Source organism: Pseudomonas sp. ENNP23, assembly GCF_001728945.1.
GTDB lineage: Bacteria > Pseudomonadota > Gammaproteobacteria > Pseudomonadales > Pseudomonadaceae > Metapseudomonas > Metapseudomonas otitidis.
The window spans coordinates 131,562-155,852 of the sequence record NZ_LYSP01000002.1 but is presented as its reverse complement, the minus strand read 5'-3'; the positions used below and the strand labels follow the sequence as shown (position 1 = coordinate 155,852).

16 protein-coding genes are annotated in these 24,291 nt (G+C 69.6%); 10 read left to right on the top strand and 6 right to left on the bottom strand.

What is annotated here, in order from left to right; translation table 11 throughout:
• The first annotated feature begins 49 nt into the window (after positions 1-49).
• The 3 genes from A9G05_RS01905 to A9G05_RS01895 are packed head-to-tail and all read left to right on the top strand — an operon-like array spanning position 50 to position 3,114.
• Entirely contained in the window at positions 50-1,234 is a 1,185-nt protein-coding gene (locus tag A9G05_RS01905) for an amino acid ABC transporter permease (protein ID WP_069559369.1), read from the top strand.
• Between the two features lie 10 nt (positions 1,235-1,244).
• Complete coding sequence (locus A9G05_RS01900; protein ID WP_069559368.1) at positions 1,245-2,339, top strand: amino acid ABC transporter permease; 1,095 nt, start codon at positions 1,245-1,247, stop codon at positions 2,337-2,339.
• Positions 2,340-2,352: 13 nt separating this feature from the next.
• Positions 2,353-3,114 carry an amino acid ABC transporter ATP-binding protein gene (locus tag A9G05_RS01895; protein WP_069559367.1) on the top strand — a complete coding sequence of 254 codons (762 nt, stop codon included), beginning with the start codon at positions 2,353-2,355 and terminating at the stop codon, positions 3,112-3,114.
• 948 nt (positions 3,115-4,062) lie between these two features.
• On the opposite strand, the gene A9G05_RS01890 is transcribed toward A9G05_RS01895, so the two are convergent.
• Positions 4,063-5,016 (bottom strand): GlxA family transcriptional regulator, encoded by a 954-nt coding sequence (locus A9G05_RS01890; RefSeq protein WP_069559366.1) that lies wholly within the window; start codon positions 5,014-5,016, stop codon positions 4,063-4,065.
• A gap of 124 nt (positions 5,017-5,140) precedes the next feature.
• Here A9G05_RS01890 and A9G05_RS01885 point away from each other — a divergent pair, with 124 nt between their 5' ends.
• From A9G05_RS01885 to A9G05_RS01870, 4 genes are all read left to right on the top strand, one after another.
• Positions 5,141-5,611: a nuclear transport factor 2 family protein gene (locus tag A9G05_RS01885; RefSeq protein ID WP_069559365.1), complete on the top strand. Its 471-nt coding sequence runs from the start codon at positions 5,141-5,143 to the stop codon at positions 5,609-5,611.
• Between the two features lie 79 nt (positions 5,612-5,690).
• Entirely contained in the window at positions 5,691-6,389 is a 699-nt protein-coding gene (locus A9G05_RS01880) for a glutathione S-transferase family protein (protein WP_069559364.1), read from the top strand.
• Entirely contained in the window at positions 6,386-6,694 is a 309-nt protein-coding gene (locus A9G05_RS01875) for a GIY-YIG nuclease family protein (RefSeq protein WP_069559363.1), read from the top strand. The genes A9G05_RS01880 and A9G05_RS01875 overlap by 4 nt, the downstream gene beginning before the upstream one ends.
• A 50-nt stretch (positions 6,695-6,744) precedes the next feature.
• Entirely contained in the window at positions 6,745-7,677 is a 933-nt protein-coding gene (locus A9G05_RS01870) for a glutathione S-transferase family protein (RefSeq protein WP_069559362.1), read from the top strand.
• A 484-nt stretch (positions 7,678-8,161) separates the two neighbouring features.
• On the opposite strand, the gene yejK is transcribed toward A9G05_RS01870, so the two are convergent.
• Positions 8,162-9,166: a nucleoid-associated protein YejK gene (yejK, locus tag A9G05_RS01865; RefSeq protein ID WP_069559361.1), complete on the bottom strand. Its 1,005-nt coding sequence runs from the start codon at positions 9,164-9,166 to the stop codon at positions 8,162-8,164.
• 173 nt (positions 9,167-9,339) lie between these two features.
• Positions 9,340-9,723: a hypothetical protein gene (locus A9G05_RS01860; protein ID WP_069559360.1), complete on the bottom strand. Its 384-nt coding sequence runs from the start codon at positions 9,721-9,723 to the stop codon at positions 9,340-9,342.
• A 216-nt stretch (positions 9,724-9,939) separates the two neighbouring features.
• Between A9G05_RS01860 and A9G05_RS01855 the strand changes: the two genes are divergently transcribed.
• A complete protein-coding gene (locus A9G05_RS01855; protein WP_069559359.1) occupies positions 9,940-14,904 on the top strand; it encodes a C39 family peptidase in 4,965 nt (1,654 codons plus the stop codon).
• 48 nt (positions 14,905-14,952) lie between these two features.
• Here A9G05_RS01855 and A9G05_RS01850 read toward each other — a convergent pair whose 3' ends face one another.
• Positions 14,953-16,293, bottom strand: a complete 1,341-nt coding sequence (locus tag A9G05_RS01850) for a TAXI family TRAP transporter solute-binding subunit (RefSeq protein WP_069559358.1) — start codon at positions 16,291-16,293, stop codon at positions 14,953-14,955.
• A 138-nt stretch (positions 16,294-16,431) separates the two neighbouring features.
• On the opposite strand from A9G05_RS01850, the gene sbcD reads away from it, so the two are divergent.
• On the top strand, positions 16,432-17,652 hold the full coding sequence (gene sbcD, locus A9G05_RS01845) for an exonuclease subunit SbcD (RefSeq protein WP_069559357.1): 1,221 nt from the start codon (positions 16,432-16,434) through the stop codon (positions 17,650-17,652).
• Between the two features lie 4 nt (positions 17,653-17,656).
• On the opposite strand, the gene A9G05_RS01840 is transcribed toward sbcD, so the two are convergent.
• Positions 17,657-19,153: a PLP-dependent aminotransferase family protein gene (locus A9G05_RS01840; RefSeq protein WP_069559356.1), complete on the bottom strand. Its 1,497-nt coding sequence runs from the start codon at positions 19,151-19,153 to the stop codon at positions 17,657-17,659.
• A gap of 152 nt (positions 19,154-19,305) precedes the next feature.
• Between A9G05_RS01840 and A9G05_RS01835 the strand changes: the two genes are divergently transcribed.
• The gene (locus tag A9G05_RS01835) at positions 19,306-22,728 is read left to right on the top strand and encodes an AAA family ATPase (protein WP_069559355.1); all 3,423 of its coding nucleotides are present in this window, start codon (positions 19,306-19,308) and stop codon (positions 22,726-22,728) included.
• A gap of 441 nt (positions 22,729-23,169) precedes the next feature.
• On the opposite strand, the gene rlmF is transcribed toward A9G05_RS01835, so the two are convergent.
• The gene (gene rlmF, locus A9G05_RS01830; protein WP_371850548.1) at positions 23,170-24,189 is read right to left on the bottom strand and encodes a 23S rRNA (adenine(1618)-N(6))-methyltransferase RlmF; all 1,020 of its coding nucleotides are present in this window, start codon (positions 24,187-24,189) and stop codon (positions 23,170-23,172) included.
• Positions 24,190-24,291 lie beyond the last annotated feature (102 nt).

Sequence of the window (24,291 nt, the reverse complement as noted above, 5' to 3'; positions counted from 1 at the left end):
GCCTGCGGAGGCGGGCGGCAGCGTTCCGTTCCAATCGTCGAGGGCTGTCATGCACAACACTTCCCAAGCCCCGCGTGCCCGAGGGTCAGTACTGACCGATCCCAAGGTGCGCGCGTGGCTCTTCCAGATCATCGCCGTGGTCGCCGTCGTGGGCTTCGGCTGGTTCCTCTTCCATAACACCCAGGTCAACCTCGAGAAGCGCGGAATCCTTTCCGGCTTCGGCTTTCTCGACCAGAGCGCCGGCTTCGGCATCTCCCAGCACCTGATCGACTACCAGGAAAGCGACACCTACGGGCGCGTCTTCTTCATCGGCCTGCTCAACACCCTGCTGGTGACGGTGATCGGCATCATCCTCGCCACCATCCTCGGCTTCATCCTGGGCGTGGCCCGGCTGTCGCCCAACTGGCTGGTGCGCAAGCTGGCCACCGTGTACATCGAGACCTTCCGCAACATCCCGCCGCTGCTGCAGATCTTCTTCTGGTACTTCGCGGTGATGCTGCCCATGCCCGGGCCGAAGCAGAGCCTCAGCCTGGCCGACACCTTCTTCATCAACAACCGGGGCGTGTACATGCCCTCGCCCAGCATGGCCGACGGCTTCTGGCCTTTCGCCATTGCCGTGCTGCTGTGCCTGGTGGCCACCTATGCCCTGTGGCGCTGGGCCCGCAAGCGCCAGGACGAGACCGGCCAGCGCTTCCCCGTGCTGCTCAGCGGCATCGCCCTGCTGGTGCTGGTACCCGGCCTCAGTGCCCTGCTGATCGGCAGCCCCTTCCACTGGGAGGTGCCGCACCTGGCAGGCTTCAACTTCCGTGGCGGCTGGGTGGTGATCCCCGAACTGGTGGCGCTGATGATGGCGCTGTCCATCTACACCGCCGCCTTCATCGGCGAGACCGTGCGCGCCGGCATCCAGGCCGTCAGCCACGGCCAGACCGAAGCCGCCCACTCCCTGGGCCTGCGCCCCGGCCTGACCCTGCGCCTGGTCATCGTGCCCCAGGCCCTGCGGGTGATCATCCCGCCGCTCACCAGCCAGTACCTGAACCTGGCGAAGAACTCGTCCCTGGCGGCTGGCATCGGCTACCCCGACATGGTCTCGCTGTTCGCCGGCACCACGCTCAACCAGACCGGCCAGGCCATCGAGGTGATGGGCATCACCATGAGCGTCTACCTGGCCATCAGCATCAGCATTTCGCTGCTGATGAACGCGTACAACAAGCGCATCGCGCTGATCGAGCGGTGAGGGCACAGCCATGAACACCCATACCTTCAAGCCCGATCTGCCGCCGCCGAGCAACGTCGTGGGGCCGCTCGCCTGGCTGCGCCACAACCTGTTCGCCAGCCCGCTGCACGTCGTGCTCACCCTGCTGTCGCTGTACCTGCTGTGGCTGATCCTCCCGCCGTTGCTGAACTGGGCGGTGATCCACGCCACCTGGAGCGGCACCACCCGCACCGACTGCACCGGCGAGGGCGCCTGCTGGGTCTTCATCCAGCAACGCTTCGGCCAGTTCATGTACGGCTTCTACCCCAGCGAGCTGCGCTGGCGGGTGGACGTCACCGTGTGGCTGGCGATCATCGGCGCCGCGCCGCTGTTCCTGAAGAAGATGCCCCGCAAGGCCCTGTACGGCATCGGCTTCCTGGTGGTCTACCCGCTGCTGGCCTTCTGGCTGCTGCACGGCGGCCTGGGTCTGCAGGAAGTGCCTACCAGCCGCTGGGGCGGCCTGATGCTGACCCTGGTGATCGGCTACGTCGGCATCGCCGGTGCCCTGCCGCTGGGCATCCTGCTGGCCCTGGGGCGGCGCTCCCAACTGCCGGCGATCAAGGTCATCTGCGTGACCTTCATCGAGTTCTGGCGCGGCGTGCCGCTGATCACCGTGCTGTTCATGTCCTCGGTGATGCTGCCGCTGTTCCTGCCCGAGGGCATGAACCTCGACAAGCTGCTGCGCGCGCTGGTGATGGTGATCTTCTTCGAGGCGGCCTACGTCGCCGAAGTGGTCCGGGGCGGCCTGCAGGCCATTCCCAAGGGCCAGTACGAAGCCGCCGCCGCCCTCGGCCTGGGCTACTGGCGCAGCACCGCGCTGGTGATCCTGCCGCAGGCGCTCAAGCTGGTCATCCCCGGCATCGTCAACACCTTCATCGCCCTGTTCAAGGACACCAGCCTGGTGATCATCATCGGCCTGTTCGACCTGCTCAACAGCATCAAGCAGGCGACCACCGACCCCAAATGGCTGGGCATGTCCACCGAAGGCTACGTATTCGCCGCCCTGATCTACTGGATCTTCTGTTTCAGCATGTCGCGCTACTCCATGCGCCTCGAACACAAGCTGAACACCGGGCACAAGCGTTAGGAGAGAGATTCGAATGAGTGAAGCCATCCAGAAAGACGCTGCTGCGCCGATCATCCAGCTGCAGGGCGTGAACAAGTGGTACGGGCAGTTCCATGTGCTCAAGGACATCAACCTGAACGTCAAGCCGGGCGAGCGCATCGTGCTGTGCGGCCCCTCGGGCTCGGGCAAGTCCACCACCATCCGCTGCATCAACCGCCTGGAAGAGCATCAGCAGGGCCGCATCGTCGTCGACGGCACCGAGCTGACCAACGACCTGAAGCAGATCGAGACCATCCGCCGCGAAGTGGGCATGGTGTTCCAGCACTTCAACCTGTTCCCGCACCTCACCGTGCTGCAGAACTGCACCCTGGCACCCATGTGGGTGCGCAAGATGCCCAAGCGCCAGGCCGAAGAGATCGCCATGCACTACCTGGAGCGCGTGCGCATCCCCGAACAGGCCCACAAGTTCCCCGGCCAGCTCTCCGGCGGCCAGCAGCAGCGCGTGGCCATCGCCCGCGCCCTGTGCATGAAGCCGAAGATCATGCTGTTCGACGAACCCACCTCCGCCCTCGACCCCGAGATGGTGAAGGAAGTGCTCGACACCATGGTCGGCCTCGCCCAGGACGGCATGACCATGCTCTGCGTGACCCACGAGATGGGCTTCGCCCGCACCGTGGCGGACCGGGTGATCTTCATGGACAAGGGCGAGATCGTCGAACAGAACGAACCCAACGCCTTCTTCGACAACCCGCAGAACGAGCGCACCAAGCTGTTCCTCGGGCAGATCCTGCACTGATCGCCAGCACGACACGAAAAGGGGCCTCCGGGCCCCTTTTTCATTTTCTGGGCTGAAAGGCTTCGCGAGCAGAGCTCGCTCCCACAGACCGGCGTGTCGCCCGTCGGGTTGCAGGGTGGATGGCGCTTTTTCCATCCACCCGTGGCGTTCGCCGTGACCCGCATGGTGGACCGGTGAAGCGCGGTCCACCCTACGTCCCGACAAGGATCGCCTTTGCTGTGATGAGCAGTCGGAAGCCCTATCGAGCTCGCGTCGCCAAGGCAGATTGACAGGGAATGGCCTACGGTCCGGCTGGACACGAGTAGCCCGGACTTCAGTCCGGGAAAGCCGGCTACTCCGTTCCTGTGTTTAAAAGCTTCGCGAGCAGAGCTCGCTCCCACAGACCGGCGTGTCGCCAGTCGGGTTGCAGGGTGGATAGCGCTTTTTCCATCCACCCGTGGCGTTCGCCGTGACCCCGCATGGTGGACCGGTGAAGCGCGGTCCACCCTACGTCCTGACAAGGATCGCCTGTGCCGTGATGAGCAGTCGCAAGCCCTATCGAGCTCGCGTCGCCAAGGCAGATTGACAGGGAATCTCCTACGGTCCGGCTGGACACGAGTAGCCCGGACTTCAGTCCGGGAAAGCCGGCTATTCCATTTCTGGGCTGAAAGGCCTCGCGAGCAGAGCTCGCTCCCACAGACCGGCGTGTCGCCCGTCGGGTTGCAGGGTGGATGGCGCTTTTTCCATCCACCCGTGGCGTTCGCCGTGACCCGCATGGTGGACCGGTGAAGCGCGGTCCACCCTACGTCCTGACAAGGATCGCCTTTGCTGTGATGAGCAGTCGCAAGCCCTATCGAGCTCGTGTCGCCAGAGCGGATTGACAGGGAATGGCCTACGGTCCGGCTGGACACGAGTAGCCCGGACTTCAGTCCGGGAAAAACGGCCACTCCATACGGTGCATGACGCGGATCACGCCTGTTCCCGCAAGCGCCGCCGGAAGGCCCCCGGCGTTTCCCCGCACACCTGCTTGAACAGCTTGGCGAAGGTCGCCCGGTCGCCGTAGCCCACCTGTGCCGCCACCTGTTCCAGGGAGCGGCCCGGGTGGCGCAGGGCGAGTTGGGCGGCGCCGATGCGCAGGCGTTGCACGTACTCGTTCGGGGTCAGCCCGGTCACCGTGCGGAAGCGCCGCAGCAGGGTGCGGGTCGAGCAGTGGGCTCGCACCGCCAGGCCCGGCAGGTCGATGGGCTCGGCGTAGTGGGCCTGCAGCCAGGCCAGCAAGGCGCCCAGTTGCGGGTCGTCCAGGCCGGCCTCGGGCACCAGTGGGGCGAAGCGGTTCTGGCCGCCACGCTCGCGCTCCACCACCAGCGCGCTGGCCACCCGCTGGGCCAGCCACTCGCCGGCGTGCCGGGCGATCAGGTGCAGGCACAGGTCCAGCCCGGCCTGGGCGCCGCCGGAGCAGAAGCGCTCGCCATCCTCGGTGTACAGCGCATCCGCCTCCAGCCGCACCCCGGGGAAGCGTTGGCGAAAGGCGCCGGCCAGGGCCCAGTGGGTGGTGGCACGCCGGCCCTCCAGCAGCCCGGCGGCACCGAGCAGGAAGGCGCCGCTGCACAGGCTGGCCACCTGCTGCCGGGCGGGCCGCTGTGCCAGCCAGCGCAGCAGCTCCGGGTTGGCGGTGATGGCGCGTTCCACCGCGCTGCCAGTGGCCGGCAGCATCACCAGGCGCGCGCCTTCGGCCAGGCCCAGGTCGCCATCCACGCGGATGCTGGCCATGCCCAGGTCCACCGGCTGGCCATCGCGGCTCACCCGCAGCACCTCGAACAGCGCCTCGCCCGCCAGGCCATTGGCCAGGCGGAAGGCGTCGTCCGCCATGGCCAGGCTGGAGCAGACCGTCTGGGGGCAGACCAGCAGGGCGATTCGGATCATCACAAGGCTCGGTACGGGGGAGGGAAGGGTGGCGATTATTGCCACAAAGATGGCGATACAGCCAATCGCCGGCCAGCGGAAAGGCGTCGATACTCTCCTCACCCCACTTGCCGCGAGCCGCCCCATGAGCCACCCCAACGCCGCCCTCATCGAACGCTTCTACCGCGCATTCCAGGCCCTGGACGCCGAGACCATGGCCGCCTGCTACGCCGCCGACGTGCGCTTCGCCGACCCGGTGTTCACCGACCTGCGCGGCAGCGAGGCGGCGGACATGTGGCGCATGCTGACCCAGCGCGCCCAGGCCTTCTCCCTGACCTTCGACGGTGTCGAGGCCGATGACCACGAGGGCCGCGCGCGCTGGGTCGCCACCTACCTGTTCAGCCAGACCGGGCGCACCGTGGTCAACCGCATCGAGGCGCACTTCCGCTTCGAGAACGGCCTGATCGTCGAGCACCGCGACAGCTTCGACCTGTGGCGCTGGGCCCGCCAGGCCCTCGGCGCCAAGGGCCTGCTGCTGGGCTGGCTGCCGCTGGTGCAGGCGGCGATCCGCCGCCAGGCCGCCCACGGGCTGGCGGCCTGGCGCGCCAACCACTGAGCCGCCGGAGCCGGGGGGCGCGATGCCCCCCGGGCAACCTGCTAAGCTCGCCGGCGGATTGTTCACCGGTAACTCCTCCATGATCAGGCTCTACCAGTTCCCTGCCGGGTTCGATGTGCCCAACGTCAGCCCCTTCTGCCTCAAGCTGGAGACCTTCATGCGCCTGGCCGGCGTGCAGTACCAGGTGCGTGCGCTCCGCGACCCGCGCAAGGCCCCCAAGGGCAAGCTCCCCTACATCGACTTCGACGGCGAGCTGATCGCCGACAGCGCCATCATCCAGCGGGTGCTCACCGAACGCCTGCACCTGGAACTCGACCAGCACCTCGACGCCGAGGCTCGTGGCCGCGCGGTGGCCGTCGCCCGCCTGTGCGACGACCACCTCTATTGGCTGCTGGTGTACTTCCGCTGGCTGGAGCCGGAGGGCTGGCAGCAGACCCGTCAGGCCTTCTTCGGCCACCTCGGCCCGGCGCTGCTGACGCTGATCACCCCGCTGATCCAGCGCCGCGTCAGGGCCGACCTGAGCGCCCAGGGCTTCGCCCGCCACGAGCGGGAAGACCTGCTCACCTTCGCCCGGGAAGACCTGCAGGCCCTCACCGACCTGCTTGGCGACGCCCCGTTCTTTGGCGGCGACCGCCCCTGCAGCGCCGACGCCTCCGCCTACGGCGTGCTGGCCAACCTGGTGTTCTGCTCCCTGCAGACCCCGCTCAACCGCCTGACGCGGGAATACCCCGTGCTGGTGGACTACTGCCAGCGCCTGCGAGCCGTGGCCTGGGCATGAGTGCAGCGCCACCCCGGCCCTGGTTCGTCTACCTGGTGCGTGCGTTGAACGGTGCGTTGTACTGCGGCATCAGCGACCACCCGCTGCGCCGCTTCGAGCAGCACCAGAGCGGCAAGGGCGCGCGCTTCTTCCACTCCAGCCCGGCCCAGGCGCTGGTCTACGTCGAGGTCTGTGCCAGCAAGGGCGACGCGCTGCGCCGTGAGCGCGCCATCAAGGCCCTGAGCAAGCGCGCCAAGGAGGCGCTGGTGGCGGCCTGCATCAGCGAGGCTGATGGCCTGTCATGCCCGTTGGGCAATAGGCCGTAGCGCGCTGGCCGGTTAAGCTGCGGCTCCCACGCCACCCGATGGAGCGCGCCATGCACGAGCTGATCCTGCACCACTATCCCGCCTCGCCCTTCGCCGAAAAGGTCCGCCTGATGCTGGGCTTCAAGCAGTTGTCCTGGCGCTCGGTGCACATTCCCCGGGTGATGCCCAAGCCCGACCTGATGGCCCTGACCGGCGGCTACCGCAAGACGCCGGTGCTGCAGGTGGGTGCCGACATCTACTGCGACACCGCCCTGATCGCCCGTCGCCTGGAACAGGAGAAGGCCGTCCCGGCGCTGCTGCCCGATGCCCACGCCTTCAACATCGCCAGCTTCTGCCACTGGGTGGACGCGGTGATCTTCCAGCACGCCGTGGCCCTGGTATTCCAGCCCGAATCGGCCGCCGTGCGCTTCGCCGGTCTGCCGCCGGAGGCGATCAAGGCCTTCATGGCCGACCGCGCCGCGCTGTTCAGCGGCGGCACCAGCAGCCGCCTGCCACTGGAGGTGGCCCGGCACAACTGGCCCACCTTCATGGCCCGGGTCCAGGCGCAACTGGCCGCCGGCGGCGATTTCCTGTTCGGCGAGCCGAGCATGGCCGACTTCTCCCTGGCCCACTGCCTGTGGTTCCTCAAGGGCACCCCGGTCACCGCCCCGCTGGTGGATGACTACCCGGAGGTCGCCGCCTGGCTGGGCCGCGTGCTCGGCTTCGGCCATGGCGCCTCCAGCCAACTGAGCGCCGCCGAAGCCATCGAAATCGCCCGCGCCGCTGAACCGGCCCCGCTGCCGGCCGAGCCCTTCAGCGACGCCAATGGCCTGGTAGCCGGCCAGGCGGTCAGCATCGCCGCCACCGACTACGGCGTCGACCCGGTGGAAGGCGAGCTGCTGTTCGTCGGCCTGGAAAGCCTCATCCTGCGCCGCGAGGACGACCGCGCCGGGGTGGTCCATGTGCACTTCCCGCGGGTCGGTTTCCGCATTGAGGCGCGCTGACAACACCGAGCCTCCCGCGTCAGCGAACAACAAAAAGCCCGGCGATGTGCCGGGCTTTTTGTTGGGTCATTGAGTTTCTTCAGCGACTACTTTCCGGCGTTCTGTACCTTGAGCCCCTCTCTTATGGGACAGAGGCGCTAGCCAAGTGCGCACACAGAACTGGTGCCAGGTTCGCGAAGATAGGGCGGCGAAAATGCCCCTTCAGGAGGCCGAGTGGAATCGTCGTGAAAGGGGTTGAGCGACATGGATGTCGCGAGAGCGCTGCCGGGCCAGGGATGGCCCGTCAGCGCGTGCCCCTGGAACGACGATGTAGCGAGGGGACCCGACGGAGTCGGGCCGTATGCAGGGGCAAGCCCTTTTGACCCCTTTTGGGGGCGACTGCCAAAAGGGGCTCGCCCGGGAGGGCGAAACCAAAGACTTCAGCAGAACTCGGAAACCAACCGGGCGTTACAACACCAGCACACAGCCTTATTGGCGCCTAGACCTAGTCCTTGCGGCGCTTGAGCTGATCCTTCAACTGGGTCGGCACCTGCCGGATGATCAGCATGTCGCGGCCCTCGTCGTACTCGATCTTCGAACCCAGCAGGTGGGCCTCGAAGCTGATGGACAGGCCCTCGGCTCGGCCGGTGAAGCGCTGGAACTGGCTGAGGGTGCGCTTGTCCGGCGGGATCTCCGGGGACAGGCCGTAGTCCTTGTTGCGGATGTGCTCGAAGAACGCGCGCGGGCGGTCCTCGTCGATCAGCCCGGACAGCTCTTCCAGGGTGATGGCCTCGCCCAGCTTGGCCTGGGTGGTGGCGTAGTCCACCAGGGTCTTGGTCTTCTCGCGGGCCTGTTCCTCGGCCAGGTCCTCCTGCTCGACGAAGTCGCTGAAGGCCTTGAGCAGGGTGCGGGTCTCGCCCGGGGCGTCGACGCCTTCCTGGCAGCCGATGAAGTCGCGGAAGTAGTCCGAGACCTTCTTGCCGTTCTTGCCCTTGATGAAGGAGATGTACTGCCTGGACTGCGCGTTGTTGCGCCATTCCGAGAGGTTGATGCGTGCCGCCAGGTGCAACTGGCCCAGGTCCAGGTGGCGGGCCGGGGCCAGCTCCAGGGACTCGGTCACCGTCACCCCTTCGCTGTGGTGCAGCAGGGCGATGGCCAGGTAGTCGGTCATGCCCTGCTGGTAGTGGGCGAACAGCACGTGGCCGCCGGTGGAGAGGTTGGACTCGTCCATCAGCTTCTGCAGGTGCTCCGCCGCCTGGCGGGTGAAGGGCGCGAACTCGCCGCCTTCCAGGTAGGCCTTCAGCCAGCCGCTGAAGGGGTAGGCGCCGGACTCCTCGTGGAAGAAGCCCCAGGCCTTGCCCTGCTTGGCGTTGTAGCTGTCGTTGAGGTCGGCCAGCAGGTTCTCGATGGCCTTGGACTCGGCCAGCTCGCTGTCGCGCGTGTGCAGGGTGGAGGCGCTGCCGTCGGGCTTCTTGTCGATGAGGTGGACGATGCAATGGCGAATCGGCATGGACGTATCCGGGAACGGTGGACGGGGCGACCGCTGGGGTCGGCTGAGGGGCGGAAGTCTAACAGGCTCCCGGCGCAACGGCGCGGCGGGTGGTCGTTTCGCGGGAGGGGGTAACAAGGGGGCGGTAAACGAAAACGCCCGCACAGGCGGGCGTTCTCACTGGAGGGACGGGATCAATCGTCGCGGTTGCCGTCATTGTCCTGATCGGTATCGCTGCCGTTGAAGCGGACATCCCGGTAGCTGTCGTTATCCAGGTCGGTGTCGCTGCCGCCGAACTGCGCATCGCGGTAGCCGTCGTTGTCCTGGTCGTAATCGCTGCCACCGAACTCGGCATCACGGTAGCCATCGTTGTCCAGGTCGTAATCGCTGCCGCCGAACTGGGCATCGCGGTAGCCATCGTTGTCCAGGTCGTAATCGCTGCCACCGAACTGCGCATCGCGATAGCCATCGTTATCCAGGTCGTAGTCGATTGCCTGGGCCGTCACCGCCCCCAGCGCCACCACGGTCAAAAGCACGCCCACCACACGTTTGGTGAAGACACCCGCTTTTGTCGCCATCTCGTTTCTTCGCTCCTGAAGGAATCCGACGACTGCTACCCGGTTCACACCCCTGTGAACCGATGAGCCGTCGCGCAGTAGAACGCGGCTGCAGGCGCTGGTTCTGCCCGGGGCCGGGCATTATTCTTTTCCGCCTGTTTCGCGGATGAATCCGCTCTCACCTTGAGCGCGGCACCACCTCAGCGTGGCGGCCCCGCCTGACCAGGGATGGTTCCGATGACCGACATCGCCCTCGATCTACCCGCCCACCAGCGCGCCGAGCTGCTGCACGCCATCGAAGCGCTGGCCGACCGTGGCCTGTTCCTCCAGGCCCATGCCCTGGCCGGCCGCCTGGGGGACTACCGCCAATGGCGCGACCCCGCTGCCCTGGCCCTGGCCAGCCGCCTGGTCGGCCATATGGGCGCGCCGCGCCTGGCCGATGCCCTGGCCTGGCGCACCTACCGCCGCCACCCCGAATCCCCCGAGGCACGCCTGCGCCATGCGCGCTTCCTGCTCTCGCGTCGCGGGCAGTTCCGCGCCTGGCGCTTCGTCCAGGGGTTCGACGGCTGGCTGCCCGAGGCGCCCGAGCTGCGCGCCGAATGGCTGTCCTTCCTCGGTTACCTGCACGCGCTGCTGCGTGACTTCGACCGCAGCGCCGAATGCCACGCCGAAGCCGAGCGCCTGCTGCCCGGCGACCCGTGGTTGCCGGTGGAGCGCTCCTACAGCCTGGAGCAGGAGGACCGCTACGAAGAAGCCCTGGCCCTCTGCGAAGCCGTGCTCGCCGAACGCCCCGACTACCGCAGCGCCCAGCACCAGGCCGCACAGTTGGAACTGCAGCTCGGCCGCGAGGACGCCGCCCTGGCGCGCCTGCGGGCCGATTGCGCGCGCAGCGAGAGCGCCAGCCTGTGCGCCCAGCTCACCGACCTGCTGATCGAACGCGAGGCCCTCGACGAGGCCGACCACTGGCTGGCCCATGGCGAACAGTTGGCGCCGCTGATGGAGAAGGGCATGCGCGGCTGGTACGCCGCCCGCCGTTGCGACATCGCCTGCCTGCGTGGCGACCTGGCCGCCGGGCATCGCCTGGCCCTGGAGTCGGAGTCGCCGTTCTACCGCAAGGTCGCCGAGCACCTCGCCGAGCCCCAGGGCCGGCGCTGCCTGCTGCCGGTGCGCTTCGTCCGCCAGCACCACATGACCTGCGTACCGGCCACCCTCACCGCGCTGTCCGGCTACTGGGGCCGCCCCGTCGGCCACCTCGAAGTCGCCGAGGAGATCTGCTACGACGGCACCTCCCACCAGGCCGAGCGCGCCTGGGGCGAGCGCAACGGCTGGCTGGCCCGCGAGTTCACCGTGGACTGGGCCACCAGCCGCGCCCTGATCGACCGCGGCATCCCCTTCACCCTGACCCTGCAGTACACCGGCAGCGGCCACCTGCAGGCCGTGGTGGGCTACGACGAACCCCGTGGCACCCTGCTGATCCGCGACCCCGGCCAGGCCCACTTCGGCGAATCCCTCGCCGTCGGCCTGCTGGAGAGCCAGCGCCCCTCCGGCCCGCGCGGCATGCTCCTGCTGCCCCCCGAGGAAGCCCACCGGCTGGACGGGCTGGAACTGCCCGAAAGCGACGTGTGGGATCACTACTACCGACTGGTCAGCGCCCTGGAAGTGCACGACCGCGAAGAGGCCGAGGCCGCCCTCCAGGCCCTGCGCCAAGCTGCCCCCGAGCACCGCCTGGCCTACCAGGGCCAGCGCGCCCTCGGCTGGTATGACGGCCGCGAGAGCCAGGTGCTGGAGGCCACCGAGGCGCTGCTGCAGCGCTTTCCCGAAGACGCCAACCTGATCCTCTCCAAGGCCACCTCGCTGTCCCAGCTGGAAAGCCGCGAAGTCCACCTCGACTGGCTCGCCCAGCACTGCCAGGAACGCTGGTGCGACCCCGTGCTGCTGGTGCGCTACACCAGCGTGCTCGGCGAGGACGGCCGCGACGCCCCCGAGGCCCGCCGCCTGCTGGCCCGCGTCCTGCGCCAGGCACCGACCAACGCCCTGGCCTGGAACGAACTGGCCAGCCAGCTGTGGAGCGCCGGTGAGCGCGAGGCGGCCTGCGACTACTACCGCATCGCCGCCTGCCTGCACGACACCAACGAAGGCTTCAGCGTCCAGTACTTCCGCGCCCTGCGCTTCCTCGGCCGGCAGGAGGAGGGCCTGGCCTTCCTGCGTCGCCGGCAGGCACGCCTGGGCAGCCTGGACGCCGGTCCCAGCCTGACCCTCGCCGAATGCCTGGAGGAGCTGGATTTCTCCCGCGAGTGCCGCGAGGTCCTGGAGCAAGCCGTCGAACAGCGCCCGCGCGACCCCGCGCTGCTGCTCAACCTGGCCGACTTCTACGGGCGCATCGGCGAACTGGAGCTGAACCAGGCCCTGCTCGAACGCGCCGAACCGGTCAGCCGGCGCGGCAACTGGCTGCGCGCCGCCGTGCTGCACAGCCAGCGCGCCGGCGGTGACCTCGAACAGGCCCTGGCCTGGTGCCGCGAAGCCGCCGAACTGGACCCGCTGAACATGCGCGTGCACCGCCTGCAGGTTGACCTGCTGCTGCAGAGCGCCGGCGAAGAGGCGGTGGACGCCTATGTCGAAGCCCTGGTGGCGCGCTTCCCTCATCACCGGGGCATCGCCGACCTGGCCGTGGAGCGGGCCAAGCGGCGCTCCCTGGAAGACACCGAGACCGCCCTGCTGCGCCTGCTGGCCAGCCACCCCGAGCACGCCTGGGCGATCCGCGAACTGGCCGTGACCTTGGCCCGCCTCGGGCGCGACGACGAAGCCCTGGAGACCTGCGAGCGGGCCATCCAGGTGGAGCACGGCGCCACCAGCGCCCAGTCCACCCTCGGCTTCGTGCACCTGCAGGCCGGCCGTCGCGAAGCCGCCCGCGAGGCCTTCCGCCTGGCGCTGGCCCGCAGCATCGACAACGACTACGCCCTGAGCATGCTGCTGGACAGTTGCGCCAGCCGCGAGGAACTGGACGAAGCCCTGGCCTACATCCACGCCCAACTGGTGCAGCAGGTGAACTTCGGCGACGGCTGGCTCACCTACGCCTACCAGGCCCGCGCCCTGCTGGACGATGCCGCGCTGCTGGAGCAGCTCCAGGCCGCCCTGGAGCGCCAGCCGGACACCTGGCAGTTGTGGGTGGTCACCGCCCGCCAACTGGCCTTCCTCGAACGCACCGACGAAGCCGACGCCCTGCTGGCCCGCGCCCAGGAACGCTTCAGCCAGATGCCGCGCCTGGGTCTGGAGCGCGCCCTGCTGCTGCGCGACCAGGGCCGCTACGCCGAGTGCCGCGAGACCCTGCGCGACAGCCTGCGGATCAACCCGCTGTGGACCCAGAGCGTGCGCCTCTACGTGGAGACCCTGGTGGAGGAGGGCACCGGCCTCGACGAGGCCGAAGCCATGCTGCGCGGCGTGCTCCAGCGCACCCCCGACAACACCGACCTGCGCGCCTGGCTCGGTTACGTGCTGGGCGAGCGTGGCGAGATGGCCGCTGGTGCCGACGAAGCCGAGCGCGTCCTGCTCGATGAGCCCGGCAACGGCTGGGCCTGGAACCAACTGCGCCGCTACAGCGCGGCGCTGGACCAGCCCGAGCGGCCCCTGGCCCTGGCCCGCAGCCTGGTGGAGCGGCGCGCCGGCGACAGCGACGCCTGGCTGGCCCTGGCCGAGCAGGAAAGCGCTGACGAAGCCCGCGAACAGGCCCTGCGCCGCGCCCTGCAGCTCAACCCCCGGCACCGGGGCGCCAACGACCTGCTGGCCCGCCTGCTGCTGGAAGGCGGCCGCCAGGACGAGCTGGATGCCTTGCTCCAGGCGCCCTGCTGGGGCGGCGCGCCACCTGTGGAACTGGCGCTCTACGGCCCCCGCGTGCGCCTGCGCAACGACGACCGCGAGGGCGCCCAGGCCGAACTCGACGCGCTGTTGCGGGTGCACCCGGATGCCTACGACGGCTGGCGCGAGCTGGCCGACCTGCACGACAACGGCGGCAACGCCCAGGCCTACCTGGCCGCCGCCGACCAGATGGTCCGCCTGGAACCGCGCAAGGCCGTCTCCCATGGCTTCCGTGGCCATGCCCTGCTGATGGCCGAACGCAAGGCCGACGCACTGCCGGCCTTCCTCAAGGCCTTCGAGCTGGACCGCGACTACAGCTTCGCCGGGCTGCATGCCTTCGACCTGCTGGCCGAGAACGGCCGGCACGCCGAGTCGGCCGACGTGGTGCGCCGCCTGCTGGCCGGCGAGGCCAGCCCCTCCGCGCTGGTGCGCGGCGTGCGGGCGGCCGGGATGGTCAACGACCGCGAACTCAAGCGCCAGGCCCTGGAGCGGGTTTGCACCACCGCCGCGGGGCTGGACGCCTGGGACGGTGTCGTCGAGGTGCTCGGCGCTCCGGCGGACGACCGCCTCTGGCGCGAAGTGATCGAACAGTTCGCCCCGAGCGGCGAGCTGCACCGCATCGCCTACCGCCACTGGTTCGCCATGGAGGATGCCCGCTGGATGCCCGGCTCCCTGTGGCGGGCCTTCCAGCGCGTGCTGCCCCAGGATGAACGTCACGCCGCCCGCCACGGCATGTTCGACCTGTTGGCCGAGCGCAAGAACGCCAGCGGGCTGCTCACGCGCACCCTGGAAGCGTGCGCCCCGGCCATCCGCGAGAACCCCGTGACCTGGGGCATGGCCAGCTACGCGCTGAGCAGCCAGGAACGCTACTCGGCGATGCTCCACTGGATGGGCGACTGGCGCGAGCGCGACGACCTGCCCGCCTGGGCGCTGGACAACCTGTCCCTGGCGCTGCGTGCCCTCAGGCGCGATGCCGAGGCGGCGGAGGTGTCGCGCCTGTCCCTGCAGCGTGACCCCAACAACCACGACGCCATGGCCTGGCTGGTGGGCGACGCCGCCCTGGCCGGTGACCGTGAAGCGGTGACTGAGTGGCTGGCCAGGCTGGAAGGGGCAGAGTTGAGAGCCTTCTATCTGTGCCTGAAGCGGCTGGCCGAAGGCACCGCCAAGGCCTGGGAACAGGGCGACGCCCGCGCCGCCCGAGCCCTTTTCGGGGAGGCCGGCGGGTACGCCCGTCATGTCGGCAGTCATCCCTTCTATCGGCGCCTGCGCCATGGCCTGGCACGGCGCCTGGCCTTCGGCCCGCTGACTCCGCGCTGGGCGGCACTGTGGCGTTGGTTGCAGTTGGCGTAGGTCGTTGAATCGGGTGTTGCGGGCCGGGGTAACCCGGCCCGCTTGCGTTCAGTCCCGCATGCCCGGTGCGTCGGCCTGGCGCTGGGCGCGCAGGGCCTTGAGGCGTTCGATGACGTAGCGCAGGTGCATGTGCAGGTCGTACAGCTCGTGGGTGTAGGAGAGCGGTACGTCGACCCGGCCCAGTTGTGCCTCCAGGGCATCCAGCCTGCGGATTTCCTCGTCCAGCGCTTCGGGGGCGGTGCCGCGTTCGAGCTTGCGGTCGATCTCCCGCAGGTGCTTGTACCAGCGGTAGATGCGCGCGCGGACGCGCCAGCGGTACACCGGGCCCACGGCCTTGAACAGCGGGAATATCACCACCAGCAGCGGGATCAGCAGGATGATGTAGCGGTCCGCCAGGGAGGCGATGCGGAAGGGCAGGTAGCGCTGCAGGATCGGCAAGCCGTTGCGGTAGTAGTAGCTGGCCTCGTCCAGTGCGGCGAGGGTCATCGGCTGCTCCTTCGGGTAGGTGCCGGACGGGTCCAGCAGGCTGCCGTTCTGCATCACCTCGCGGGCGGCTTCGAGGATCAGCGGCGTCAGCGAAGGGTGGAAGCCTTCGCCGGCCACCAGGGTGGCCACCGGGCCGAGGGTGAGCATGTCCTGGCGGGGCACGTTGTTGGCCAGGTTGAGCAGCCCTTCGCCCACGTCCAGGCGGGTCAGGTAGGGCAGCCGCGCGCGGTAGGCGGCGCTGCGGCGGAAGCTCACCAGGTCCACCCCCGGGCTGGCGGCCAGGCGCTGCACCACGGCGTTCTCCGCCGGGCCGACGAAGAAGGCCGCATCCAGTTCGCCATTCAGCAACTGCTCGGCGGCGCGGCTGCCGCTGTAGGCCTGCCAGCTGGCCGGGTAGCTGTCCGTGGGGATGGCGTTGGCGGCGAACAGCGCATCGGCGATGGCGCGGGTGCCGCTGCCGGGCTTGCCGATGGCCACCCGCAGCTGCTGCAGGTCGGCCATGCTATCGATGTCCACGTCGGCGCGGCGGAACAGCCACAGCGGCTCCTGGTACATCACGCCGAGGCCGTGCAGGCGCTGGCGCACCTCCACGGGCAGGGTCAGTTCCTGGCCGCTCTGCACCAGGGCCATCTCCACTTCGCCCTTGCGCAGCTTGTCCAGGTTGTCCAGCGAGCCGTCGCTGGGCACCAGCTCCAGGTCGAAGCCCTGGCGCGCCAGTTCCTCCTTGAGGCGCTGGCCGAACACCGCGTAGCCACCATTGGCACCGCCGGTGGCCAGGCGCGCGTGCATGGGCGGCGGCGGGGCAACGAAGTAGAACAGCGCGCCCACCAGCGCAGCCAGCACCGGCACCGTCCACAGGTTGGCCAGCAGCATGATCTTCAGGTCTTTCAACAGCCTCGGCATGGGGACTCCGTTGCGGGTATGACGGCTACAGGATAGTGCGTGCCGCTGCGCTGGGCAGCACGAGCCGCTTGCGGTGGTTGCCAGCGCCGGTGGCCGATGACAAGGTGGCCGCCTTCATCGTCTTCAGCGTGGTTTCCGATGCGCATCCTGCACACCTCCGACTGGCACTTGGGCCAGCATTTCATGGGCAAGACCCGCCAGGCCGAGCACCAGGCGTTCTGCCAGTGGCTGCTGGAGCAGGTGCGGGTGCATGAGGTGGACGCGGTGCTGGTGGCCGGCGATGTGTTCGACACCGGCGCGCCGCCCAGCTATGCCCGCGAGCAGTACTACCGCTTCATCGTCGACCTGCGCGCCAGCGGGGCGCGGCTGGTGGTGCTGGGAGGCAACCATGACTCGGTGGCGATGCTCGGCGAGAGCCGCGAGCTGCTGGCCCAGCTGGACACCTGGGTGGTGCCGGCAGTGGTGGCTGACCCGGACGAACAGGTGCGGGTGCTGCCCCGGCGCGATGGCCAGCCCGGTGCAGTGCTCTGCGCGGTGCCCTTCGTGCGCCCCCGCGATGTGCTGCTGAGCCAGGCCGGGCAGAGTGCCGAGGACAAGCAGCTGGGCCTGCAGCAGGCCATCCAGGCCCACTACCAGGCGCTGTTCGAGCGCGCCCTGCAGTGCCGCGCCGCCTCGGGCGGCGACCTGCCGATCATCGCCACCGGCCACCTCACCACGGTGGGCGCCAGTGCCAGCGAGTCGGTGCGGGAAATCTACGTCGGCGCGCTGGAGGCCTTCCCCACCAGCGCCTTCCCGGCGGCCGACTACATCGCCCTGGGGCACATCCACCGGCCGCAGAAGGTCGGCGGCCTGGCGCACATCCGCTACAGCGGCTCGCCCATCCCCCTGGCCTTCGACGAGGCGCGCCAGCAGAAGGAGGTGCTGCTGGTGGAGCTGGACGGCAGCGGCCTGCGCGAGGTGCAGGCGCTCCCGGTGCCGTGCTTCCAGCCGCTGCTGAGCCTGCGCGGCAGCCTCGCCGAACTGCCTGAACGCCTGGCCGAGGCCGCCCGCGAGGGCACCCCGGAGCGCCCGGCCTGGCTGGAGGTGGTGGTGACCACGGACGACTACCTCAATGACCTCCAGGCCCGCCTGGCACAGTTGTGCGACGGGCTGCCGGTGGAGGTGCTGCGCATCCGCCGCGAACGCGGTGCCGCACGCCCCGGCCTGCAGGGCGAGGCGCGGGAAACCCTCGACGAGCTGAGCGTGGAAGAGGTGTTCCAGCGCCGCCTGGGGCTGGAAGCCCTGGAAGAGGCCGAGGCCGCGCGGCTGACCGACCTCTACCGCCAGGTGCTGGAGCAGGTGCGCGACGACACGGCCTGAGCCGTCACGCCCCCAGCGCGTCGGCCAGGCGCCGCACCGCCCCTTCGATCTCGTGGTCGCTGAGGGCCGAATAGCCCAGCAGCCAGCCCTGGCGTTTCTCCGCCCCCAGGTACAACCGACTGAGCCCCGGCAGCAGCAGCCCGGCACGGGCCGCGAGCGCCTGGGTACGCGCCTCCGTCCAGCCCTCGGCGAGCAGGCAGGGCAGTTGCAGGCCGCCTGGCGGGCGCAGGGGCTGGACCACGCTTGGCAGGTGGCGCTCCAGGGCATCCACCAGCACCTCCTGGCGCTGGGCGTAGAGCTTGCGCATGGCGCGCACGTGGGCGTTGTAGTGGCCGTCCTCCATGAAGCGCGCCAGGGTCAGCTGCAGCACCTGCGGGCTGTGGCCGTCGATGATGCTGCGGGCGTGGGTGAAGGCGGGCACCAGCGCCGCGGGCAGCACCATGTAGCCCAGGCGCAGGCCGGGGTACAGGGCCTTGCTGAGGGTGCCCAGGTAGAGGGTGCGCTGCTGGTCGTCCAGGCCCTGGACGCAGGCGGTGGGCAGGCCGTCGTAGTGGAACTCGCTGTCGTAGTCGTCCTCGATGATCCAGCCCCGGCGCTCGGCGGCCCAGCCGATCAGCTCCAGGCGCCGCTGCAACGGCAGGGTGGCGCCGGTGGGGTACTGGTGCGACGGCGTCACGTACACGCAACTGGCGCCGCTGCGGTCGGCCCACAGTGCCTCGGTGCTCAGGCCCTTGGCGTCCACCGGGACCGGCAACACCCGTGTCCCGGCGGCCTCGAAGGCGCGGCGGGCGCCGATGTAGCCCGGGTCTTCCAGCAGGATCGGGCGGCCCTCGTCCACCAGGAGTTGGGCACAGAGGAACAGGCCCTGGCGGGTGCTGCTCAGCACCAGCACCTGGTCCGGGCTGCAGCGGGCGCCGCGTTCGAGGTTCAGGTAGGTGGCGATGGCCGTGCGCAGCGCCTCGCAGCCTTGCGGGTCGCCGTGCAGCAGGGCGGCCGGGTCCTTCTGCGCCTGGCGTTGCAGGCGCGTCCAGGTGGCGAGGGGGAAGGAGCGGGTCTCCGGCAGGCCGGTGGCGAAGGCGCGCACCTGCCGGTGGTCCTGGATGCCGCCGCTGGCGAGGATGGCCTCGCCGCGGCGGCTCAGCCCGCTGGTCGGGGTGGCGAGGGTGGCGAGGGTGGCGGCAGGGCGGGACGCCCGGCGCTGGGCGGGGGCGCCGCGCAGACGCTGGCCGAGGCTGTCGGAGACGAAGCTCCCCGAGCCCTGCTGGCGGGCGATGTAGCCGTCGCGCTGGAGCTGCACGTAGGCGTTCTCCACCGTGTCGCGGGCCACCCCCAGGGCAGTGGCCAGGCTGCGCGTGGCCGGCAGGCGCAGGCCGGGGGCCAGGGTGCCGTCGAGGATCAGCCCCTGCAGCACCCGCTGGATGCGCTGGTGCAGGTCCAGGGGCTGCAGCTCGGCCTGGGCGATACGCATCTTCAGGGTGTCCAGCTCGAAACGTGTCGCCATGGCGTGGCCTGTGGATGGTCTGGCAGGAAGTCGGCGAGTGTACGGCTTTGGCAGGCCAATGGGGCAGGGCCGCTGCGCGGGTGCGGATGCGGGTCGGCACGGGCGCGCGGGGATGACAGAATGCCGGCTTCCCGGATGAGCACGACCCCCGCATGAAAATCCTCAGCCTGCGCCTGAAGAACCTCAACTCGCTCAAGGGCGAGTGGAAGATCGACTTCACCGCCGAGCCCTTCGCCGGCAACGGCCTGTTCGCCATCACCGGCCCCACCGGTGCCGGCAAGACCACCCTGCTGGACGCCATCTGCCTGGCGCTCTACCACCGCACGCCGCGCATGAGCAGCGTCTCCGCCTCGGCCAACGAACTGATGACGCGGCACACCGCCGACTGCCTGGCCGAGGTGGAGTTCGAGGTGAAGGGCGTGGGCTACCGCGCCTTCTGGAGCCAGCGCCGGGCCCGCGACAAGGTGGACGGCGGGCTGCAGCCGCCCAAGGTGGAGCTGGCGCGCATCGCCGATGGGGAGATCCTCACCGACAAGATCAACGACAAGCTCAAGCAGACTGAAAGCCTCACCGGGCTCGATTTCGAGCGCTTCACCAAGTCCATGCTGCTGGCCCAGGGTGGGTTCGCCGCCTTCCTTGAAGCCAGTGCCAACCAGCGCGCCGAGTTGCTGGAGGAGCTGACCGGCACCGAGGTGTACGGGCTGATCTCCCAGCGGGTGTTCGAGTCTACCCGCGAAGCCAAGGCAGCCCTGGAGCAGACCCGCGCCCGCGCCGAGGGCGTCGAACTGCTCGACGACGCGCAGCGCCAGGGCCTGCAGGACGAACTCGCCGCCCTCGACCCCCGCGAAGCTGCCCTCAGCCAGCTGCAGGACGCCCTGCAACGGCAGCGCCAATGGCGCGAGGCGGTGGCCAACGCCGAGGCCCGCCTGCACGCCGCCCAGGCCCAGGGCGAGACCGCCCGGCAGGCCCGGGACGCCGCCGAGCCGGAGCTGCAGCAACTGGCGGCCAGCGAGCCGGCCGAGCGCCTGCGCAGTGCCCACCGTGACTGGCAGCGTGCCGAGCAGGCCGCTGCCGAAGCCGTGGCGGCCCTGGCACAGGTGCGTGAACAGAAGGCCGAGGCCGCCCGCGAGGTGGCCGACGGCCTGTGGAGGGCGCGCGGCTACAGCCAGCAGCAGGCGACAGCCTTGGCTGCCCGATGCGAGGCCCTGGCCGGGCAGAGGCGGCAGGTGGAGGCGCAACTGGCGGCCAACCCGCAGCACGGCCTGCTGGGCGAGCGCCTGGGTGCCTGGCGCGAGCAGTTCGGTGCGCGCCGCAACCTGGCCCAGGCCATCGCCCAGTCGCTGGCCCGCCAGCAGCAGGACCAGCAGGACGCGGAGCGCATGGCGCAGCGCATCGCCGGCCTCCAGGCCACGCTGGCTGACAGCGACCAGCACCTGGAGCGGGCCCGCGCCGACGACGCGCAATCCCAGGCTGCCCTGGCCACCGTGCTGGCCGGTGAGTCCGAAGCCGCGTTGCGTGATCGCTGGCAGCGCCTCAGCGACCAGGGCCACCAGCTCACCCGCTTGCAGCAGTTGGCGGACACACGCACGCGCCTGGTGCACCAACTGGCCGAGGCACAGGCCGGCATCGACGCCGACAGCCACGCCCAGGCGGAAAAGGCGGCGGCGCGGGATGCCCTGCGCCTGCAGTTCACCGACCTCAAGCAACAGATCCAGGACAAGGAAAAGCTGCTGGAACAGGAGCAGCGCATCCTCAAGCTGGAGGCCCACCGCGCTGCCCTGCAGCCGGGGGAGGCCTGCCCGCTGTGCGGCTCCTGCGAACACCCGGCCGTCGAGGCCTATGGCGCGCTGGACACCTCGGAGACCCAGCGTGCCCTGCAAGCCAAGCGCGCCGAGCAGGACCAGGTGCGCGAGCGCGGCGAGGCACTGCGCGACGAACTGGCCGCCCTGGAGGCGCAACTGCGCCAGCGCCAGCAGGATGCCCAGCGCCTGCAGGATGAATTGCAACAGCTGCAGGCCCAGTGGCAGCAGCTGTGCACGGCACTGGGCCGGCCACTGGCCGATGCCCAGGCGGTGGAGGCGGCCCAGGCGCAGCAACAGGCGGACCTGGCCGCCCTGCAGCGCAGCCTGGGTGAGCTGGACAGCCTCAAGCAGGCCCTGGAAAACGCCCGTACCCGGCATGTGCAGGCGCAGCGGCAGCAACAGGTGGCCGCCCAGAACCTCGCCCTGGCCGTGCAGGAGCAGGACGCCCTGCGCCGCCGCGAAGCGGAGAACACCGAGCACCTGGGCCAGCTCCAGGCGCAGCAGGTTCGCCAGGAAGCGGAGCTGCGTGCGGCCCTGGAAGCACTTGGCTACGCCCTGCCCGAGGATGGCGAAGGCTGGTTGAGCGAGCGTGAGGCCGAAGCCCGGACCTGGCGCGAGGCCCAGGCCCTGCAACAACGCCTGGAGCGGGATGAGCAGGCGCTGGGAGTGGAGCTGCAGGCGGCCGAAAGCGTCGCCAGCCGCTGGCAGCAGCGCTGGCGCGAACTCGGCCAGGCCGATGGCGAGGCTCTGGCCCCTGTGGACAACCCTGTCGCCGCCCTGGAGCAGGCCGAGCAGCGGCTGGCGCTGGCCCAGGAGCGCAGCCAGGCCCTGGTCGGGCGCGAACACACCCTGGTCGAGCAAGGCGAGGCCGCCCGTGTTTCCCTCGACGCCCAGCGCAGCGCCTGGGAACAGGCCCTGGCCCACAGCCCCTTCGCTGACGAGGCGCAGTACCGGGCGGCCCTGCTGGACGAAGACACCCGCAACCGGCTGCTGGCCCTCCAGGCCCGCCTGGACAAGGCCGCCACCGAAGCCCGGGCCCTGGAAGCCTCGGCCCGGGAGGCCCTGGATGCGCTGCTGGTGGCGCCGCAAACCGAGCAGACCCTGGCCCAGCTCGACGAACAGTTGCAGGCCGTGCAGGCGGAGCGCCGTGGCCTCGCCCAGCGCCAGGGCGGGGTCCGTGGGTTGCTGGTCGCCGATGCCCAGCGTCGCGAAGGGCAGCAGGCGCTGTTCGCCGAGATCGAGCGGCAGACCGCCGCCTACGACCTCTGGCAGCGCCTCAACAGCCTCATCGGCGCCGCCGACGGCGCCAAGTACCGGCGCTTCGCCCAGGGCCTGACCCTGGATCACCTGGTGCACCTGGCCAACCGCCAGCTGCAGCGCCTGCATGGGCGCTACCAGCTGGCACGCAAGGCCGAGGGCGAACTGGAGCTGGAGGTCCTGGACACCTGGCAGGGCGACGTCGCCCGGGATTGCCGCACCCTCTCCGGCGGCGAGAGCTTCCTGGTCAGCCTCGCGCTGGCCCTGGCGCTCTCCGACCTGGTCAGCCACAAGACCAGCATCGACTCGCTGTTCCTCGACGAAGGCTTCGGCACCCTCGACGGCGAGACCCTGGAAATCGCCCTCGACGCCCTGGATGCCCTCAACGCCAGCGGCAAGATGATCGGCGTCATCAGCCACGTCGAAGCCCTCAAGGAACGCATCCCCGTGCAACTCAAGGTGCACAAGGGCGTCGGCATGGGCTACAGCCGGCTGGAGCCACGTTTCGCCGTGTAGCTGGGCGGGGTTGTCCGTAGGGTGGGCTTCAGCCCACGCGGAGCTTTCATTGGTGGACTGAAGCCCACCCTACGGCTAGAGCAGGCCGTTGCGCGGAACGTTCGTGGTCGAGCCCTGTAGCCCGGGCTTCAGCCCGGGGAGGTGTGCATGGGTTCCCGGACTGAAGTCCGGGCTACGGTGCCCCAGCCGTGTGTAGGGTGGACCGCGCTTTACCGGTCCACCGTCGATGTGGCCGGTAACGCCGCTGGTGGACGTGAAAAGCGACGTCCACCCTACGGGCAGCAGGCTTTTACGCGGGCTGTTCGTGGTCGAACCCTGTAGCCCGGGCTTCAGCCCGGGAAAACCGGAGCCCCAGCCGTGTGTAGGGTGGACCGCGCTTTACCGGTCCACCGTCGATGTGGCCGGTAACGCCGCTGGTGGACGTGAAAAGCGACGTCCACCCTATGGCCAGCGTGCCTTGCGCCAGGCGCGGCGCTGGGTCTTCTCCAGGTAGGTCCAGGCGACGAAGCGGCTCTGCTTCTGGCCCTGGGCCATGTGCACCACGCGGATGTCGGTGGCGCCGAGGGCCTTGAGGCGCTCCTGCAGGGGGGCGACGTTGCCGACCTTGGAGACCAGGGTGCTGAACCAGAACACCTGCTGGGCGAAGGCGGCGCTCTCGTCGGCCAGGCGGGCGATGAAGGCGGCTTCGCCCCCTTCGCAATGCAGCTCGTTGGATTGGCCGCCGAAGTTCAGCACCGGCAGTTGGCGGCTCGGGTCCTGCTTGCCGAGGTTCTTCCACTTGCGGGTGCTGCCGCTGCGGGCTTCGTCCAGGGAGGCGTGGAAGGGCGGGTTGCAGAGGGTGAAGTCGAAGCGTTCGTCCGCCTGCACCAGGCCCTGGAAGATGTGCCGGGGATCGGCCTGGCGACGCAGTTCGATGGCGTCGCCGAAGCGCGGGTTGGCGGCGAGGATGGCGGCAGCGGAATCCAATGACTGCGGGTCGATGTCGGCGCCGACGAAGCGCCAGCCGTAGTCGTGGTGGCCGATCAGCGGGTAGACGCAGTTGGCCCCGACGCCGATGTCCAGCCCGCGCAGGCCGGGGCCTTGGGGGATGACACCGTCGTGGGCGGCGCCGAGCAGGTCGGCCAGGTGGTGCAGGTAGTCGGCACGCCCGGGGATCGGCGGGCACAGGTAGCCGGCGGGGATGTCCCACTGGCGGATGCCGTAGAACTGCTTGAGCAGGGCCCGGTTGAACACCTTCACCGCGTCGGGGTTGGCGAAGTCGATGCTCGGCTTGCCGTAGGGGTTGGTGATGACGAAGGCGCCCAGCTCGGGGCTGCCGGCGATCAGCGCGGGAAAGTCGTAGCGGCCCTGGTGACGATTGCGCGGGTGCAGGGCGCCCTTGCCGGCCTGGGCTTCAGGCGTGCGGGGGCGTTTGTGCGGCTGGGGCATGGGGCGGCTGTCGGCTGGGGTTGGGCGCGGGATTTTCCCACGGCTGGGGGCTGAAGTCAGCGGTCGGATGCGCAGCCGGTGCCTTGTGGGAAGCACCTGTTCTGTCGTGCAACGCCCTGGCGAGGGGAACTCTGT

Excerpts from the sequence above, each read along its gene's own strand:
- A9G05_RS01905 (WP_069559369.1), top strand. The coding sequence starts at position 50 with ATGCACAACACTTCCCAAGCCCCGCGTGCCCGAGGGTCAGTACTGACC.
- A9G05_RS01900 (WP_069559368.1), top strand. The coding sequence starts at position 1,245 with ATGAACACCCATACCTTCAAGCCCGATCTGCCGCCGCCGAGCAACGTC.
- A9G05_RS01895 (WP_069559367.1), top strand. The coding sequence starts at position 2,353 with ATGAGTGAAGCCATCCAGAAAGACGCTGCTGCGCCGATCATCCAGCTG.
- A9G05_RS01890 (WP_069559366.1), bottom strand. The coding sequence starts at position 5,016 with ATGATCCGAATCGCCCTGCTGGTCTGCCCCCAGACGGTCTGCTCCAGC.
- A9G05_RS01885 (WP_069559365.1), top strand. The coding sequence starts at position 5,141 with ATGAGCCACCCCAACGCCGCCCTCATCGAACGCTTCTACCGCGCATTC.
- A9G05_RS01880 (WP_069559364.1), top strand. The coding sequence starts at position 5,691 with ATGATCAGGCTCTACCAGTTCCCTGCCGGGTTCGATGTGCCCAACGTC.
- A9G05_RS01875 (WP_069559363.1), top strand. The coding sequence starts at position 6,386 with ATGAGTGCAGCGCCACCCCGGCCCTGGTTCGTCTACCTGGTGCGTGCG.
- A9G05_RS01870 (WP_069559362.1), top strand. The coding sequence starts at position 6,745 with ATGCACGAGCTGATCCTGCACCACTATCCCGCCTCGCCCTTCGCCGAA.
- yejK (WP_069559361.1), bottom strand. The coding sequence starts at position 9,166 with ATGCCGATTCGCCATTGCATCGTCCACCTCATCGACAAGAAGCCCGAC.
- A9G05_RS01860 (WP_069559360.1), bottom strand. The coding sequence starts at position 9,723 with ATGGCGACAAAAGCGGGTGTCTTCACCAAACGTGTGGTGGGCGTGCTT.
- A9G05_RS01855 (WP_069559359.1), top strand. The coding sequence starts at position 9,940 with ATGACCGACATCGCCCTCGATCTACCCGCCCACCAGCGCGCCGAGCTG.
- A9G05_RS01850 (WP_069559358.1), bottom strand. The coding sequence starts at position 16,293 with ATGCCGAGGCTGTTGAAAGACCTGAAGATCATGCTGCTGGCCAACCTG.
- sbcD (WP_069559357.1), top strand. The coding sequence starts at position 16,432 with ATGCGCATCCTGCACACCTCCGACTGGCACTTGGGCCAGCATTTCATG.
- A9G05_RS01840 (WP_069559356.1), bottom strand. The coding sequence starts at position 19,153 with ATGGCGACACGTTTCGAGCTGGACACCCTGAAGATGCGTATCGCCCAG.
- A9G05_RS01835 (WP_069559355.1), top strand. The coding sequence starts at position 19,306 with ATGAAAATCCTCAGCCTGCGCCTGAAGAACCTCAACTCGCTCAAGGGC.